Here is a 16588-nt window from a genome sequence, read left to right as displayed (position 1 = left end):
GCCGATCGGTTCGGATTCCGGTCAGCCTTCGTTCAGCGCAGGCATGCACCAAAGTGCAATTGACGCTACGCACGAGCGGTTCGAGACTGTGCCGGTCTGCGGCTCCCTCGTCGTTGCGTCGAGCATGGAGAGAAACGCCCACCGGCCAGATCGGAGGCCCTATTCCGACGCGCACGATTCAAACAATCAACGATCTCGCCCAATTGCCCGACAGTGAACTGCGAGCCTGCCTCGCGGCAATGCGCAAGGCGGTCGTGGAGGCCAAACGGATTCACGCCATCTCGCAACGCGAAGGAATTGTTGCGGAGGACGTGCCTTTCGTCTTTGCGTCCTTCAATTGGCACCCGAAGGCTGCCCAGCGGCTCGATTCGCCCCTTCTCGCCCCTGAGACGCCCATCGAGGAGATCCCGCTGCGAGCGAATGTCCATCACATCCTGAGAGAGCTCGCCATCTTTCGCGTCGAGGACCTGTCCGCCATCAGCGAAAGTGAGCTCTTGAGCGAGGAGTCCATCGGGCGCGGCACCCTCACCCGGCTGCGTGAGGCCCTCGCGCAAGTTGGCATGGCGTTTTCGCCCGACCCGGATGCCACGCAGCGCGCACTCGATCAAAGCAGGGCCGTGCTCGCGCTTCCGCGGGAGGCCCGGGCTTCGGCGCTCAAGGGCTTGAAGGATGCATCGCCGCTCTCCTCGCTCGGCCTCCGGCCGTCGACGCTCACGCGGGCACTGGGCCGCGGCCACCAGACCGTCGGCGCGCTGCGAAAACTCTCCCTTGCAGTGATCTGCGAAAGCTTCGGCAAACGGGAAGCGCGTGAAGTCTATGAGGCCCTGATGCTGACCGATCGCCCGTTTGCCGGGTCGGCAACACCCCTGGAACTCTGGCGCCACGGGCTGGTCGAGACCCATGAACTGGCGGCCCCCACCGCCGCGCACACACCCGTGGAAGAGTTGCGCCCGTGGCTGGGGTCGTCCGTCGACACATTGAACGCGCGCGGCATCCACACGCTGGACGCGCTGCGCAGTTTCGTCGCGCGTGAAGAAGTGACCTCCTCTCGAGGATTCGGGCGCACGACCGCCGATCGCATCTTTGCCTTTCTCGATGCGTATGTCGTGGCTCCGCCGTATCGCCGCGGGGCCATTCACCGCGCCGCGCGATAGTCCTCGCCGGTGGAATTTCACCCGGCGACGTCACGCACAAAAGCCTGCGCACGCTGCATGACCGATTCGAGTTCCTCGCGAGCGGCCTGGTAGGCACACAGGGTCTGGCGCGAGAGCTGCGCATCGTCATCCGCCTCCTGGTTTTCCACGGCACGGAAGGCTTGCACGGCGTCGTGCTCGTCGAGCTGGTGGCAGGCGGAGCACATGCGGTGCGCGAGTTGGCGCAAGGCGGCGTGGTCGGCGGCCGCCGCGGCGCGGTCCATCGCCCGCATGTCCGTTTCGGTTGCCGCCACGAAGATCTGCACCAGCTTCGCGACCTTGCTCGCGTCGCCACCGGACAGCTGCGTGAGGCCGGCATATCGGGACGGTGCAGCCGGATCGCCGCCTGCGTCGGAAGCGCGCCCTGCGCCATTGCCGTCCTGCCCCTGCTGGAGCACATCCGACAACGTCCTTCCCAGATCCTCCAGTTGCAGCGGCTTGGACAGATAGGCGTCCATGCCCAGCGCCAGGCAGCGCTCGGCCTCGCCCGGCAGGGCATTGGCGGTCAGGGCCACGATCGGCAGCCGGGGCCTGCTTTGCGCGGCTTCCCGCTCGCGCAGCCGTTTCGTCAGTTCATAGCCGTCGAGCCTCGGCATGTGGCAGTCGGTCAGCAGCAGCGCATAGCCTGCGCCGACGCCGGACGAAGCCAGCATCTCCCACGCTTGCTGGCCATCTTCGGCGACATCGCACGCATAGCCCAGCTTGACCAATTGGCGTGTGATCACCTCGCGATTGATCGGATGGTCTTCCGCCAGCAGCACGCGCTTGCCTTGCCCGGTCGCGGGTCCGGGCAGCGATCGATCGATCGCGGGCTGCCTGCCGGCATCGATGGCGAGTCGTTGCGACGCACCGCGTCCGGGCATGGAGTCCACGCTGGGCACCCAAGGGCGCAGGGGCAAGGTCACGATGAAGCGGCTGCCCACGCCGAGCGCGCTCTCGCAGCGCACGCTGCCTTGCATCAGTTCCACCAGCTGCCGGACGATCGTCAGCCCCAGGCCCGTGCCGCCGAAGCGCCGGGTGGTGGCGATGTCGGCCTGGCGGAAGGGCTCGAACAGCGTCTCGACCGCGCCCGGATCGATGCCGATGCCGGTGTCCCGGACCGCCAACTCCAGCTCGTCTCGTGGCGTGCGCATCACGCTCACGTGCACCTGGCCATGGTCCGTGAACTTGACCGCATTGCCGATCAGGTTGGTGAGCACCTGGCGCAGCCGCACGGCATCGCCCACCACGAACTGCGGGATGGCCGCGTCGACGTGGAAGTCCAGTCCGATGGCCTTGCGCGCAGTCTCCGCCGCGAAGGTGGCGCACACGTCCTCCACGAGACTGGCCAGCGACAGCGGCCGGCTCTCGATGTCCAGCATGCGCGCCTCGATCTTCGAGAAGTCCAGGATGTCGTTGATGATGGTCAAGAGCGACACCGACGACTCCCGGCAGCGCATGAGCATCGTGCGCTGGTCGTCGTCCAGGGGCGTGTCCAGCACCAGGTCGATCATGCCGAGCACGCCGTTCAGCGGCGTGCGCACCTCGTGGCTCATCATGGCGAGGAAGTGGGCCTTGGCGTCCACCGCCGAGCGCGCCTCCTCGGCCTTGGTCACCAGGCTCGCCTTGAGCGCTTCTTCGTCGGTGATGTCCTTGACGATGCCGATGAAGGAGATGACGGTGCCCGGGGCGGCCGGGTCGGTGCGCATCGACAGGCTCCCGCGCACTTCGACGATGCGCTCGGCACGAGCCTTCGGAAAGATGCGGAACTGCTTGCGAAAGGCACCCCCTTGTTGCCGGTACAGCTCGCCCAGTCGCTCCGCCACGCGTTTGCGGTCCTGCGGATCGATCAGCGCAAACAAACCTCGGTAGGTCATCACCGCGCCGTCGCCGAATCCGCAGATCTCCCGCAGGCGCTGGTCGGCCTCGATGGGCGCATCGAGAAACGCCGGGTCGTTCACATGGGGGACCCCGAGAGGCCGGGTGACCGAACGCCAGACCCCCAGCCCGCCCACGCTCAACGCGAGGTCGAGGTCGCTTCGCGATTGCCCGAGCTCGGCGAGAACGCGTTCCGCCTCGGACTTCGCCGCGCTGAGCTCGAACTCGGCCTGACGCCGCTCGGTGATGTCGCGGTTGACGCCGATCACGAAGTCGTAGCCCGCGCGCATGCGGTCCATCGACATGAAGCCTTCGATCCAGCGCACCGCACCCTGGTCGTCCACCACGCGAAACTCGTAGACGCCCACCTCCCGTCCGCTGCGCACGATCCTCATGTACTCCTTGACCGGATCCACGTCGTCCGGATGCAGCTTCGCAAGGAAATCGATTTCGGCATTGGCGGTTCCGCTCAAGCCCAGGATGTCGCGAGCGCGCGGGTCGAGCCGCACTTCGCCACTGGCCGGATTCCACTCCCAGACGCCCATGCGCGCGGCGTCCAGCGCGACGCCGAGGCGCGCATTGAGATCCTCCATCCGGCGCTTGACCGCCCGCTGCTCGGTGACGTCGATCGCCACGCCGACGATGCCGCACAGCTTCTGCCTCCTGTCGTAGACGGGTCGCTTGCGAGACTCGAAACAGTGCCGGGCGCCTCCGATCTCGATCTCTTCCTCGAAGGTGCGGGCCGCGCCCGAGGCGATCAGCTCACGGTCCTGCGCCACGAAGCGTTCATGCAGCTCGGCGCCGAACAGATCATGGTCCGTGTGCCCGATGGCCTTGCGCTGATCCAGACCAAACACGCGCGCGAACTCCGCGTTGATGCTCTGGTAGCGGGCCTGCGCATCCTTGAAGAAAAGGACGTGGGGCACCGCGTCCACGATCGCGTGAAGCTCGTCGTCATGGCGCTGCAGCCGCTTGGTGCGCACGAACTGCACGAGCGAGAGACCCACCATGCACACGGATCCCAAAGCCATCCAGAACCAGTGCAGCTCGATGGCCATGGGCTGGCCGAAGAAGTAGCTCGCGATCGCAAGCACCAGGGTGAGCGCCAAGGTGAGGATGCCGCTGCGGTCGATCGCGCGCGTCGGCCAGTTGGACTCGATTTCCATGGGGCTCCTTCCGTGGGCAGAAGTGGGCCATCCGGGTCCATCGCACCCGCAACTCGGGATCGCAGGCTCGGCCGGACGCAAGAGGCATTGCATTCTTGCCGATGCCGCAACCGATCGCCAGAAGATGCAACCGGCCCGTCGAGGCGCCTTCATCCGCCAGGCGCGAGGCGCGCCCCACCGTGCCGCCGCCGCCCGCCGACGGCCGCCCCCCCGCCCTATCGCCCCCGCCTCACTCGACCGTGACGCTCTTGGCCAGGTTGCGCGGCTTGTCCACGTCGGTCCCGCGTGCGCAGGCGGTGTGATAGGCGAGCAACTGCAGCGGCACCACGTGCAGCAGCGGCGACAGGGCGCCGTAGTGCTCGGGCATGCGGATCACGTGCACGCCTTCGGAACTGTCGATGCGGGTGTCTCCATCGGCCAGCACGTAGAGCACGCCGCCGCGCGCGCGCACTTCCTGCAGGTTGCTCTTGAGCTTCTCGAGCAGCGCGTCGTTGGGCGCCACCGCCACCACCGGCATTTCGCTGGTCACGAGCGCGAGCGGCCCGTGCTTGAGTTCGCCGGCCGCATAGGCCTCGGCGTGGATGTAGGTCACCTCCTTGAGCTTGAGCGCGCCTTCGAGCGCGATCGGGAAATGCAGTCCGCGGCCGAGGAAGAGCGCGTTCTCCTTGCGCGCGAAGTCCTCCGCCCAGCTGATGACCTGCGGCTCCAGCGCAAGCACCGATTGCAGCGCGACCGGCAGGTGGCGCATCTCCTTGAGAAAGCGTGCCTCGCTCTCCTGCGTCAGCAGGCCGCGCGATTGCGCCAGCGCGAGGGTGAGCAGGAAGAGCCCCGCGAGTTGCGTGGTGAAGGCCTTGGTCGATGCCACGCCGATCTCCGCGCCGGCGCGCGTGATGTAGGCCAGCTTGCACTCGCGCACCATCGCGCTGGTCGCGACGTTGCAGATGGTGAGCGTGTGCTCCATGCCCAGCGATCGCGCATGCTTGAGCGCAGCGAGCGTGTCGGCGGTCTCGCCCGACTGGCTGATCGTCACCACCAGCGTCTTCGGGTCGGGCACCGATTCGCGATAGCGGTACTCGCTCGCGATCTCCACCTGCGTCGGGATCTTCGCGATCGCTTCGAGCCAGTACTTCGCAGCGCAGCCGCTGTAGTAGCTGGTGCCGCAGGCGAGGATCAGCACCTTGTCGATGTCCTTGAATACGCGCCAGGCCGCGGCGCCGGGCGTGCCGTCGGCCGAGATGCCGTCGAACAGCTCCGGCACGATGCCCTCGACGCCTTCGAGCGTGTCCGCGATCGCACGCGGCTGCTCGAAGATCTCCTTCTGCATGTAGTGGCGGTAGGGCCCGAGTTCGGCCGCGCCGCTGTGCGCCTGCACCGTGCGCACCGGGCGGGTCACCGGCTTGTGCGCGCGGTCGACGATCCAGTACTTGCCGGGCTGGATGTCGACCACGTCGCCTTCTTCGAGGTAGACGATCTGGTCGGTCACGCCGGCCAGCGCCATCGCGTCGCTGGCGAGGAAGTTCTCGCCCTGCTCCTTGCCCACGCCGAGGATCAGCGGCGAACCCGCGCGCGCACCGATCACGCGGTGCGGCTCGTCGCGGCAGATCGCGGCGATGGCATAGGCGCCGTGCAACTGCTTCACGCTCGCCTTCACCGCTTCGAAGAGGTCGCCGTCGTAGTGGCTGTCGATGAGGTGCGCGATGACCTCGGTGTCGGTCTGGCTCGCGAAGACATAGCCCTTGGCCTGCAGCGCCTCGCGCAGCGCTTCGTGGTTCTCGATGATGCCGTTGTGGACCAGCGCGATGCGGCCGGGCCGCGCCGTCTGCGCATCGGCCCCTGGCCCGTGGCTGAAGTGCGGGTGTGCGTTGTGGACGGCGGGTGCGCCGTGCGTGGCCCAGCGGGTGTGGGCGATGCCGGTGAGCCCTTCGATGTGGTCGCCCTGCACCTGCGCGAGAAGGTCGGCCACGCGCGATGTGGTGCGCGCGCGCTGGAGACCGCCGGCATGCACCGCGACGCCGCACGAGTCATAGCCACGGTATTCGAGGCGTTGCAGGCCCTGCACGAGAACGGGAACGATGTTGCGGCCTGAAACGGCGCCGACGATGCCACACATGGGAGGTGCTCCTGGATTGAAGTGCGCGAATCGTACGAGCGGCGGAGAGAAATTAATCGACTCGTTATTGCCAATTTGTGACGACAGATTTCATCACTTCTCTCGTTCGTCTGTTTATTTCATAATTAATCTCATCATGAAAGAAATCGACCTCGACGCAACCGACCTGCGCGTTCTCGACGCGCTGCAAACGGACACCACCCAAAGCAACCAGGCGCTCGCGGAGCGTTTCAACATCTCCCCGCCGACCTGCCTGCGACGGGTGCGTCGCCTGCGTGAGTCGGGCTGGATCGAACGCGAAGTGGCGATCCTCGACGCAGGACGCGTCTCCCCGCTGCTTACCGTCATCGTGGAGGTCTCGCTGGACCGGCAGGACGCCACGGCGCTCGATGCCTTCGAGCAGCGCGCGGTGGCGGACGACGCGGTGCAGCAGTGCTACCGCGTCTCGCCGGGGCCGGATTTCGTGCTGGTGGTCACCGTGCGCGACATGCCGCTCTACCACGCGCTCGCGCAGCGGCTCTTCACGAACGACGCGAACGTGCGCAACGTGAAAGCCTTCTTCAGCGTCAAGCGCGCGAAGTTCTCGCCGCGCGTGCCCTTGCCCGGGCTCGACTGAAGGCGCTCAGGTCTTCGGCGCCTTCTTGGGCCGCTGCCAGTTCGGGAAGCTGGTTTGGCGCGCGCGCGAGATCGTCAGCGCGCCGGGCTCGGTGCTCTTGGTCACCGTCGAGCCACCGCCGATGGTGCCGCCCGCGCCGATGGTGACCGGCGCCACCAGCACGCAATTGCTGCCCACGTGCACGTCGTCGCCGATGATCGTGCGGTGCTTGTTGGCGCCGTCGTAGTTTGCGGTGATGCTGCCGGCGCCGTAGTTGACCCGCTCGCCCACCGTCGCGTCGCCGAGGTACGCCAGGTGGTTCGCCTTCGCGCCGGCCGCAAGCGTGGAGTTCTTGACCTCGACGAAGTTGCCGATGTGCACTTCGGGGCCGAGCCGCGCACCCGGACGCAGCCGCGCGAAAGGCCCGACGAGCGAGCCCGCGCCGACCGTCACGCCGGCCTTCTCGCCGTCGATGTGCGTGAAGGGATGGATCACCGAGCCGGTCTCGATGCGCGCATTGGCGATCACGCAGTTCGCGCCGACGGTCACGCCCGCGCCAAGCGACACCGCGCCTTCGAACACGCAGTTCACGTCGATCTCCACATCCGCCTCGCAGGCCAGCGTGCCGCGCAGGTCGAAGCGCGCCGGATCGGCCAGCCGCACGCCCTGCGCCATGAGCGCCTCGGCCTGCCGAAGCTGGAACGCGCGTTCGAGCGCAGCCAGCTGCGAAGGCGAATTCACGCCGAGCACCTCGATCGCATCCTCCGTGCGGTGCGCGACGATCGGCACGCCATCGACCGATGCGAAGCCGACCACGTCGGTCAGATAGAACTCGCCCTGCGCATTCTTGTTGTCCAGCCGCGTCAGCCACGCCTTGAGCAAGCGGCTCGGCACCGCCATGACACCGGTGTAGATCTCGTCGATCGCGCGCTGGGCTTCGGAGGCATCCTTTTCCTCGACGATCGCGAGCACGTCGCCGTCGTGCTGCCCTTCCGCGCGAAGGATCCGGCCGTAGCCCTTCGGGGTGGGGGTGCGGATGGTCAGCAGCGCAAGGCGGCGGCCGGCGCTCTGCGCGACCAGCGCGCGCAGCGTGGATTCGCCGATCAGCGGCACGTCGCCCGAGAGCACGACCACCGTGCCGTCGTCGGGCAGATGCGGCACCGCCTGCTGCACCGCGTGGCCGGTGCCGAGCTGCGGCACCTGCCGCGCGAACGCGGGCGCCCTGCCGGCTGCCGCGCCTTCGAGCGCCGCCTCGACGTCGGCCGCGCCATGGCCGGTCACGACCACGATGTTGCGCGCGCCGATGCGCGTCGCGGTGTCGATCACGTGCGCCACCAGCGCGCGCCCCCCCAATCGATGCAACACTTTGGGCATGCTGCTTTTCATGCGCGTGCCTTTGCCGGCTGCCATGATGACGACGTCGATGGGTTCCTGATTCTGTTGCGGGGTCTGATTCATGCCACTTTTCCGGATGCGTTGCGCAAGGCTGGCGCGAATTATCGGGGTGCTGGTCCTCGCGGGCTGCCTCGCGGCCTGCAGCGCGATCAAGCTCGCCTACAACAACCTGCCGGAGGTGAGCTACTGGTGGCTCGACAGCTACGTCGACTTCGACAGCTCCCAGACGCCACGGGTGCGCGACGAACTCACGCAAGTGCTGGAGTGGCACCGGCAGAACGAACTGCCGAAAGTCATCGACCTGCTGCGCCGCACGCGCACGCTGGCGGCCGACGACGTCACGCCCGCGCAGGCCTGCGAGCTGGCCGACTCGATCCAGGCCCGCCTGCTCGCGCTGGCGGACCGCGCGGTGTCCGCGGGTGCGGACGTGGCCCTGAGCCTGAGCGATGCGCAGCTTGCGCACCTCGAGCGCAAGTACGCGCGGGTCAACGCCGATTACGGCAAGGAGTGGATCGCACTGAGCCCGAAGGATCAGCGCGAGAAGCGCTACGAGCAGTTCCTGGACCGCAGCGAGGACTTCTACGGCCGGCTCGATGCGGCGCAGCGCGATCTGCTGCGCCGCCAGATCGCGCAATCCAGCTTCGACCCGCGCGAGTTCGACGCCAACCGCAGGGCGCGCCAGCAGGAGATCCTCGCGCTGCTTCGCAGGCTGTTGGCCGAGAAAGCCGCCCCTTCCGATGCACAGGCTGCGGTGCGCGCTTTCGTGCGCCACGTGGCGGAGCCGACCGGGACGGAGCGGGAGCGGCGGCAGTCGCAACGGGAGGAGTCGTGCCGCACCGTCGCCGAGCTGCACAACCAGACTACGCCCGCCCAGCGCAGCAAGGCGAGGCAGCGGCTGCAAGCCTACGAGGACGATCTGCGCGAGCTGGCTTCAGCGCTTTAGCGGCCGAACTATGACGAATGACACAGGCAATATCCAGCCGCAAAGTACAACATTTGTTTACACTTGAGCGCGCCCGCCCTTCGCGCCGACCGACCATTCCCGAATGAACATCAGCCTCTGCACGCTCTTCGAAAAGAACTACCACTACGGCGTCGCCGCGCTGACCAATTCGCTCATTGCGGCGGGCTATCGAGGCGATCTGTGGGTCGGCTATCGCGGCGAACTGCCGGCGTGGATCACCGGCGCGCCCTCGTTCGATGCAGGCTCCGGCAGGTTCGAGGTCGCACCCGGCCTCGCGCTTCGCATGATGTTCCTCGACACGCCGGTGCACTTCACCTATTACAAGCCGACCTTCATTCGCGACCTGCTCGAAAAGCATGCGCCCGAAGCGGCGGTGATGGCCTACATCGATCCCGACATCGTGGTGAAGTGCGACTGGCCTTCGTTCTGCGGCTGGTTCACCGACGACGGCATCTCGCTGATCGAGGACGTCAACTGGTGCTTCCCGGCACGGCATCCGAAGCGGCTGCAATGGAACCGCTTCTTCGAGCCGCACGGCATCGTGCCGAAGCGCGCGCTCGAGCGCTACTACAACGCAGGCTTCATCGCGGTGCCGCGCGCGCACATGGACTTCCTCGACCTGTGGCGGCACCTCTGCGATCTCGTGCTTGCGCACAACGCAGGCGCCGAGAAGCTCAAGATCGGCGGCGGGGCGGACCTCTTCCATTCGACCGATCAGGACGCGCTCAACTTCGCGTTGACCGTGTACGACGCCCCGCTGAACACCGCCGGCCCCGAGGCGATGGATTTCGCGCCGGGCGGCTACTACCTCTCGCATGCAATCGGCTCGGTCAAGCCGTGGCACGGCAAGCACATCCGGCAGGCGCTGCGCGGGCAACCGCCGCGGCTCGCGGCCAAGGCGTACTACCAGTTCGCGAATGCGCCGATCAAGGTGTGGGACGAGGGCGACCTCGCGCGGCGGCGCCTCGAACTGAAGATCGCGGCGGCGATCGGCCGCGTCTACCGCTCGGCCTGACGCGGCCGCGCGCGCCGTCTCACTTCTTCGCGGCGGGCGCGGTGACCCAGAGGCCCGCGAGCCAGCGCGCGCTGCGGTCCAGGCCCTCTGCGGCGCTCAAGGGTGGCGCATAGCCGAGCACCTCGACCGCGCGATCCATCGGCAACCGCGTCGCACAGGTGTGCAGCTGGCTGATCTCGTAGTCCGCCGATGGCGACGGCGCGTGTGGCAGCACGAAGCCGCTGGCGATCGGCGGCGCCGTATAGCGCTCCAGGCCGGCCTTCACCGCGTCCTTGAGGCGCCGGCTGAACATCGGAAGGATCATCCGCGAAGCCGGCACCTGCTTGGCCCAGGCCACGCGCTCGCGCAACGATCGCGCGGGAACGCCTGCAGCCGGCACGTCGCGGAAGTCGGAGACGTCGAAGCCCAGCGCCTGTGCAAGCGGCTGGTAGAACTCGCGCCAGGTCATGCAGGTGCCGTCCGCAACGTAGAAGGCGCCCTCGGTCGCGCGCGCATGCGTGAGGCCCAGCTCGATCGCATGGATCAGGTTATCGACGTAGATGTGGTTGCACAGGCCGTGTCCGCCCTCGACCAGGAACGCCTGCTTCGAGTGCAGCGCACGCGGCAGCCCGCTGAACCACTGGCAGCGCGGCCCGTAGACGATGCCAGGGCGCAGGATGCAGACCTCCACGCCCGAGGCTTCGCGCAGCACGCGCTCGGCCCGCACCTTGGCGTTGTTGTAGTCGTTGGGCTGGTCGTCCTTCAGCGGCGTGGCATCGTGGGTGCCGGCCGGCGGGTTCTGCCCGTGCACCGAGGCGCTGCTGAGGTAGACGAGCCGGCGGACGCCCGCGGTCTTGCACGCTTCCACCGCGGCCTCGGCGGCGGCGACGATCTGCGCGGCATCGCCGACGATCGCATGCACCATCGCGTCGCAGCCGCGAATGGCTTCGGCCAGGGCGGCCGCGTCGAAGATGTCGGCCTGCTTCCAAGGCGGCAGCGCAAAACGCGCCATGCGGGCCAGGCTGTAGGGGCTGCGCACGATCGCGCGGACATCGTGCGTGCCGCCCAGCACCCACTTCTCCATCAGGCGGGTCCCGACGAATCCGGAACCTCCGAGCACTGCGACTTGCATGGTCACGCGCCCTCCACGAGCTGGTGGGCGCGGGCGGATTCTTCCGGATCGAAATAGGGCATGTCCATCAGTCGCTTGCGGGCGTACATGGTCTCTACGAGCGACAGCGCGGCCATGGCCGTGGCGCCGCTGACGCGGGGCTTGCGGTTCTCGCGGACCGCATCCACCACATCCTTCCATTGGGCGGTGAAGGCGCCGAGGTAGCCGTGCGCCGGGGTCGAATACTCGGCGGTGCTGCCGTAGGGCTGGCGGGCCGTCGCGAGTTGGGGGACAGGCACGCCGTCGATCTCGATCAGCAGATCGGTGGCCTGGCCGGTGCGCCAGGTGACGGTCGCGCGCTCGAATTCGATGCGATAGCGATTGGCCAGCTCCACGTCCCAGCTCAGGCGGATGTCGGCCTCGGTGCCCCCCGGCCAGCGCAGCCTGACGGCGCTGTTGATCTCCACGCCGCCCATGGCATCGTCGGCGTAGTCGACGACCTCGGGCAGGCCCAGCCACGACACCAGGATCTCGAGCATGTGGATGCCGATGTCCAGCGTGACGCCGCCGCCGCCTTCCTGCCGCGTGAAGAAGCCCGCCGACGCCGCCGGCCAGCGGAACATGCCGCCTTCGTCGGCCACGATGCGTCGTACCGGCCCGAACACGGCTGAATCGATCAGGGTGCGCACGGTTTCGATGGCCGGGAAGAAGCGCCGGAAGTGCCCCACGGCCAGCATGCGCCCGAGCCGGTCCGCCTCGCTGCGCATGGTGCGCGCCTCGGCGGCGGTGGCGCAGATCGGCTTCTCGACCAGCAGGTTGTAGCCACGCCCCAGCAGCGATACCGCGAGCTCCGCATGGCTGCGCGCCGGCGTGGCGATCAGCGCGATGTCGGCTTCGCGCGCGCGATCGAGGTCGGTGAAGCACGTGGCCGAGGGAAAGAGGTGCTGGCAGCGCGCGAGCCGCTCTTCGCTGCGGTCCACGAGGCCGACGACTTCGAGCCATCCCTGGCGCTCCGCCTCGCGGGCCGCGGGGCCCTGGTATTCCTCCACCACCGCGCCGCAGCCGATGATGAGGACCTTGAGCGGAAGCCCCGCCTTGCCGTCGATTGCGCTGTCGCTGCTGATCTCGCTAGTCATCTGTCGATCCGAAGAAACCGTCGTAGTTGCCAGCCCAGCAGGCTGGGATTGCGAAGCAGGATGCCGGCCGCGCGCGACTTGCCGCCGGGCGAGCGGATCAGGTCCCGCAAGAGCGGCCGCATCGACAGCGAGAAGCCGACCATGCCGGCACGCCGCGCCTCGCGGCACGAGGGGCAGTTGGCATGGGCGCGGGCATTGCGGCCGATGACCGCGCGCCCGGTGCGCCACATCACTTCCACGTTCTTGCTCATGCTGCCGGGCACCATGCGATAGACGCTGCGCATGTCTCGCGCGAGCCCGAACTTGCCGCCGCGCCCGGCGATGCGAAGCCACAGGTCCCAGTCTTCGCAGGAGCGCAGGCCGACATCGAAGAGGCCGACCTGCGAGAGCATCTCGCGCCGCACGACGAAGGTGTTCGGCGGGCCGATGTTCTTCTGCAGCAGCCGGTGCAGCGCATCGCGGCCGATGTCCTGGCCGCCGAATTCGCCGATGACCTTCTCGCCGCCCTCGTCCACCACGTCCGCGAGCCCGTGCACCACGTCGAGGTCGGGGGACTGCGCGAAGGCGCGCGCGGCTGCGGCGAGCATGCCCGGGCGCAGGTAGTCGTCCGAATCGAGGAAGAGCAGGTAGCGGCCGCTGGACCGCAGGATGCCGCGGTTGCGCGCGGCGCACAGGCCCGCGTTGGGCTGGCGGATCACGATCACGCCCTCATAGCGGCTCGCGACTTCGGAAGCGTCGTCGGGCGAACCGTCGTCCACCACGATCACTTCGAGATCCACGTCACGCGACTGTGCGAGCGCCGATTCGATCGCGGCCGGCAGCAGATGGGCCTGCTTGTAGCAAGGAATGATGACGCTGAACTCGGGCATCAGTGCGAGCCTTGCCGCCGCCACAGGCTGGTGAAACCGTCGCGAAGCACCAGCGGCCAGAAGCGCACCGGCAGCCGCGCCACCTCGCGCAGCGCCTCGGCGATCGACGCACGCGCGCGCTGGCGCAGCATCGGTGCGAAGGCCATGTTGTAGACGTAGCGCGCGCCCCCCTGCAGTGCATGGCGCGCAGTGACGCGGCGCGACTTCGGCGAGCCCACCGGCAGGCGGGACGCCATGCCCACCACCTGCCGGATACCCCGCCACATGGCCTGCCCGTTCTTGCTCAGCGAGCCGCCGCGCAGGCGGTACACCGCGAGCGAGTGGTCCATCCGGACCCACTTGTCGGTCGCCGCCGCGATGCGCAGCCACAGGTCGAGGTCTTCCGCGTGATGAAGACCGGGCCGGAACAAGCCGCTGCGCGCGAAGACATCGCGCCGCACGATGATGCCGTTGGTCGGCACCGATTCGCCGCCCAGCACGCTCAGGAAGGCCGTCGGCTGCAGGCTGGGCGCGGGATGGCGGTCGACCGGACGGCCTTCGTCATCGACCACCTGCATGCCGCAGACGAACACGTCGGCGTCCGGATTCGCGGCCAGCGCCGCCTCGAACGCCGCGCGGTAGCCGGGCAGGAGCAGGTCGTCGCTGTCGAGGAAGAGCACGAAATCCGCCCGGCTTTCGAGGATCGCGCGGTTGCGCGCCACCGACGGGCCGGCATTGCGCTGGCGGATCACGCGCACGCCTTCACAGCGCTCGGCGTAGTCGGCCGACCCGTCGCTGGAGCCGTCGTCCACCAGCAGCACCGGGACGCGGTTGTCCTCCCAGGCCGAGGCCAGGGTTTCGGACAACGTCGCGGCGGAGTTGTAGGAGGCCGTAAGGGCTTCCAGCGTCGAGGGCCCCATGGCTCACGCCTGTTGCGAAACGATGCTGTGGGCGGACAGGCGGCTGGCGAGCCGGAGCAGGCCGTGGCGGCCTTCATAGGCGCGCGGCGCGCCGGGCAGCGAGACGGGGTGCACTTCGAGCTGCACGCACTCCTGCGCGGCAAACACTTCCTTGCCCGCCACGTCGTGCAGGAAGAAATCGATGAAGTAGCGGCCCGGCATCAGGCTCATCCGCTCCAGCGCGAGCCGGAACGAGAAGCGCCCGTCGTAGCGCTGGAAATCCACCGATTCCTCGGGCCCCCAGACTTCGGAAAGGGTGATGCCGTTGGCGTCGTACCAGCGCAGGAAAGGGATGCACATCGGCGTCGGTTCCTGCGCCTCGAGCTCGAGTTCGATCTCCAGCGGCTTGAGGAAATCGACGTCGCCCACGGCCGTCTGCGCGCCGTTGATCAGCAAGTCCACGAGCTGCAGCTTCGAAGACTTGCCGTGACGCGCCTGCACCGCCACCGGCGTGCGGGTCGCGTACTCGGCCAGCACCTCGTCGACCGTGCCCTGGCGCATCAGCCGGCCGTTCTGGAGCAGCAGGCCCTTGTTGCACAGCGCCTTCACCGCGGCGATGTTGTGGCTCACGAAGAGCACCGTCTTGCCTTCCTGGCTGCTGACGTCCTTCATCTTGCCCAGGCACTTCTGCTGGAACTGCGTGTCGCCGACCGCGAGCACCTCGTCGACGATCAGGATCTCGGGGTTCAGGTGCGCGGCCACCGCGAACGCGAGGCGCACGTACATGCCGCTCGAATAGCGCTTGACCGGCGTGTCGAGGAAGCGCTCGACCTCGGCGAAGTCGACGATGGCGTCGAACTGCCGGTCGATATCGCGCTCGCGCATGCCGAGGATCGAGCCGTTCAGGTAGATGTTCTCGCGTCCGGTGAGCTCGGGATGGAAGCCCGTCCCCACCTCCAGCAGCGAGCCCACCTTGCCGTACAGGCGCACTTCGCCCGCGGTGGGCTCGGTGATGCGGCTCAGCACCTTCAGCAGGGTGCTCTTTCCCGCCCCGTTGCGGCCGACGACGCCGACCACGTCGCCCTTCTTCACGTCGAACGAGACATCGTCGAGCGCCTTGAAGGTCTCGTAGCTCTGGCGGTTGAACACGCTCTTGAGCGCCGCGAAGGCGGCTTCGGTGACCCGGCTGTGCTGGGCCATGTGGGCAATCCGGTACTCCTTGCTGAGCCCGCGGACCGAAAGGGCCAGATCAGATGACATCGGCAAATCTCCGCTCCGCGCGTTGGAACATTGTGGCGCCCACCAGGAACAGCACCACGGAGACCACGGCACTCCAGACGACGGAGCTCCAGTTCAACATCGGCGTGCCGAGCACGGCCCACCGGAAGGATTCGAGGATGCCGACCATCGGGTTGATCGCGGCGAGCCACTGCGCCGACTGGGGGATGCTCGACGCGGCGTACGCGACCGGGCTGGCCCACAGCAGGAACTGGCTGAACACCGGAACGACATAGCGCACGTCGCGATAGCTCACGTTGAGGGCCGCGGTCCAGAAACCCAGCCCCAGCGCCAGCAGGATCGCCATCAGCATCGAGACCGGCAGGAAGAGCAGCGCGAAGGTCGGCGGGATGCGGTAGATCACGAGCAGCACCGCCATGACGACCGCGGCGACGGCGAAATCCAGCAGCACGCCGCGCACCGTCGACAGCGGCAGCACGATGCGCGGGAAGTAGATCTTGCTGACCAGCCCCGAATTGCCGACCAGCGAATCACCGGCCTTCTGGAAGATCTGGATGAAGGTGTTCCAGATCAGCAGGCCGGCGAAGCCGAAGACGAAGTACGGCACGCGCGCATCGCCGGTCGGCAGCTTGGCCACCGCCCCGAAGACGAAGGCGAACAGCCCGGCGCCGATGAGCGGCTGCAGCACGACCCAGAGCACGCCGATCGCGGTCTGCCTGTAGCGTAGCCGCACGTCGCGCAACGCGAGGATGCGCAGGAGGTCGCGGTACTCCAGCACATCCCGCCAGGGAAAGAAGACCGCACGACGCTGCGGCTTGATGACAAGGTGAGGTTCACCTGCGTTCGACATTGACGAAAGACCCTCCGAGGCTGGGAGCACCGAGGAGTCCAAACGAGACAAGCCTCAGAGACACTAGTTGCACGATGATACACATCAAAATTAAAGCTTAACTACTACCCTTTGGCCAACTGTGCGAAACGCCACGGTCGTATGCCTCTCGCAGTATCTGCCGAAGGCCGGGTTGACTGAATCACACGCGTTCCGGCTGCGTGCGCCACACGCAACGTTCGTTCCAGCGGG

Annotated in this window: 13 protein-coding genes; 4 read left to right on the top strand and 9 right to left on the bottom strand. The window is 67.6% G+C overall.

The window, feature by feature from the left end:
- Positions 1-203: 203 nt before the first annotated feature.
- Positions 204-1154, top strand: coding sequence for a hypothetical protein (locus tag WKW77_RS21485; protein ID WP_340358910.1), 951 nt, complete (start codon positions 204-206; stop codon positions 1152-1154).
- A 17-nt stretch (positions 1155-1171) separates the two neighbouring features.
- Here WKW77_RS21485 and WKW77_RS21480 read toward each other — a convergent pair whose 3' ends face one another.
- Positions 1172-4216 carry an ATP-binding protein gene (locus WKW77_RS21480; RefSeq protein ID WP_340358909.1) on the bottom strand — a complete coding sequence of 1015 codons (3045 nt, stop codon included), beginning with the start codon at positions 4214-4216 and terminating at the stop codon, positions 1172-1174.
- A gap of 229 nt (positions 4217-4445) precedes the next feature.
- Positions 4446-6326 (bottom strand): glutamine--fructose-6-phosphate transaminase (isomerizing), encoded by a 1881-nt coding sequence (gene glmS, locus WKW77_RS21475; protein ID WP_340358908.1) that lies wholly within the window; start codon positions 6324-6326, stop codon positions 4446-4448.
- Between the two features lie 136 nt (positions 6327-6462).
- On the opposite strand from glmS, the gene WKW77_RS21470 reads away from it, so the two are divergent.
- Positions 6463-6942: an Lrp/AsnC family transcriptional regulator gene (locus WKW77_RS21470; RefSeq protein WP_340358907.1), complete on the top strand. Its 480-nt coding sequence runs from the start codon at positions 6463-6465 to the stop codon at positions 6940-6942.
- A 6-nt stretch (positions 6943-6948) separates the two neighbouring features.
- On the opposite strand, the gene glmU is transcribed toward WKW77_RS21470, so the two are convergent.
- On the bottom strand, positions 6949-8379 hold the full coding sequence (gene glmU / locus WKW77_RS21465) for a bifunctional UDP-N-acetylglucosamine diphosphorylase/glucosamine-1-phosphate N-acetyltransferase GlmU (protein ID WP_340358906.1): 1431 nt from the start codon (positions 8377-8379) through the stop codon (positions 6949-6951).
- Here glmU and WKW77_RS21460 point away from each other — a divergent pair.
- The gene (locus WKW77_RS21460; RefSeq protein WP_340358905.1) at positions 8378-9259 is read left to right on the top strand and encodes a DUF6279 family lipoprotein; all 882 of its coding nucleotides are present in this window, start codon (positions 8378-8380) and stop codon (positions 9257-9259) included. The genes glmU and WKW77_RS21460 overlap by 2 nt on opposite strands.
- A 103-nt stretch (positions 9260-9362) precedes the next feature.
- Positions 9363-10295: a glycosyltransferase family protein gene (locus WKW77_RS21455; RefSeq protein ID WP_340358904.1), complete on the top strand. Its 933-nt coding sequence runs from the start codon at positions 9363-9365 to the stop codon at positions 10293-10295.
- Between the two features lie 19 nt (positions 10296-10314).
- Here the strand turns inward: WKW77_RS21455 and WKW77_RS21450 are convergent, their stop codons facing one another.
- Genes WKW77_RS21450 through WKW77_RS21425 form a run of 6 tightly spaced genes read right to left on the bottom strand, consistent with a single transcriptional unit; the run spans position 10315 to position 16357 of the window.
- Positions 10315-11406, bottom strand: coding sequence for an NAD-dependent epimerase/dehydratase family protein (locus WKW77_RS21450; RefSeq protein WP_340358932.1), 1092 nt, complete (start codon positions 11404-11406; stop codon positions 10315-10317).
- 2 nt (positions 11407-11408) lie between these two features.
- Positions 11409-12521 carry a Gfo/Idh/MocA family protein gene (locus WKW77_RS21445; protein WP_340358903.1) on the bottom strand — a complete coding sequence of 371 codons (1113 nt, stop codon included), beginning with the start codon at positions 12519-12521 and terminating at the stop codon, positions 11409-11411.
- Positions 12518-13390: a glycosyltransferase gene (locus WKW77_RS21440; RefSeq protein WP_340358902.1), complete on the bottom strand. Its 873-nt coding sequence runs from the start codon at positions 13388-13390 to the stop codon at positions 12518-12520. Before WKW77_RS21440 ends, WKW77_RS21445 begins: the two co-directional genes overlap by 4 nt.
- On the bottom strand, positions 13390-14289 hold the full coding sequence (locus WKW77_RS21435) for a glycosyltransferase (RefSeq protein WP_340358901.1): 900 nt from the start codon (positions 14287-14289) through the stop codon (positions 13390-13392). Before WKW77_RS21435 ends, WKW77_RS21440 begins: the two co-directional genes overlap by 1 nt.
- 3 nt (positions 14290-14292) lie before the next feature.
- Complete coding sequence (locus tag WKW77_RS21430; protein ID WP_340358900.1) at positions 14293-15528, bottom strand: ABC transporter ATP-binding protein; 1236 nt, start codon at positions 15526-15528, stop codon at positions 14293-14295.
- Positions 15518-16357, bottom strand: a complete 840-nt coding sequence (locus WKW77_RS21425) for an ABC transporter permease (protein ID WP_340358899.1) — start codon at positions 16355-16357, stop codon at positions 15518-15520. The genes WKW77_RS21430 and WKW77_RS21425 overlap by 11 nt, the downstream gene beginning before the upstream one ends.
- Positions 16358-16588 lie beyond the last annotated feature (231 nt).

Source organism: Variovorax ureilyticus, assembly GCF_037889935.1.
In the GTDB taxonomy this organism is placed as follows: Bacteria; Pseudomonadota; Gammaproteobacteria; order Burkholderiales; family Burkholderiaceae_C; genus Variovorax; species Variovorax ureilyticus.
This window is presented reverse-complemented; position numbering and strand designations above follow the sequence as displayed.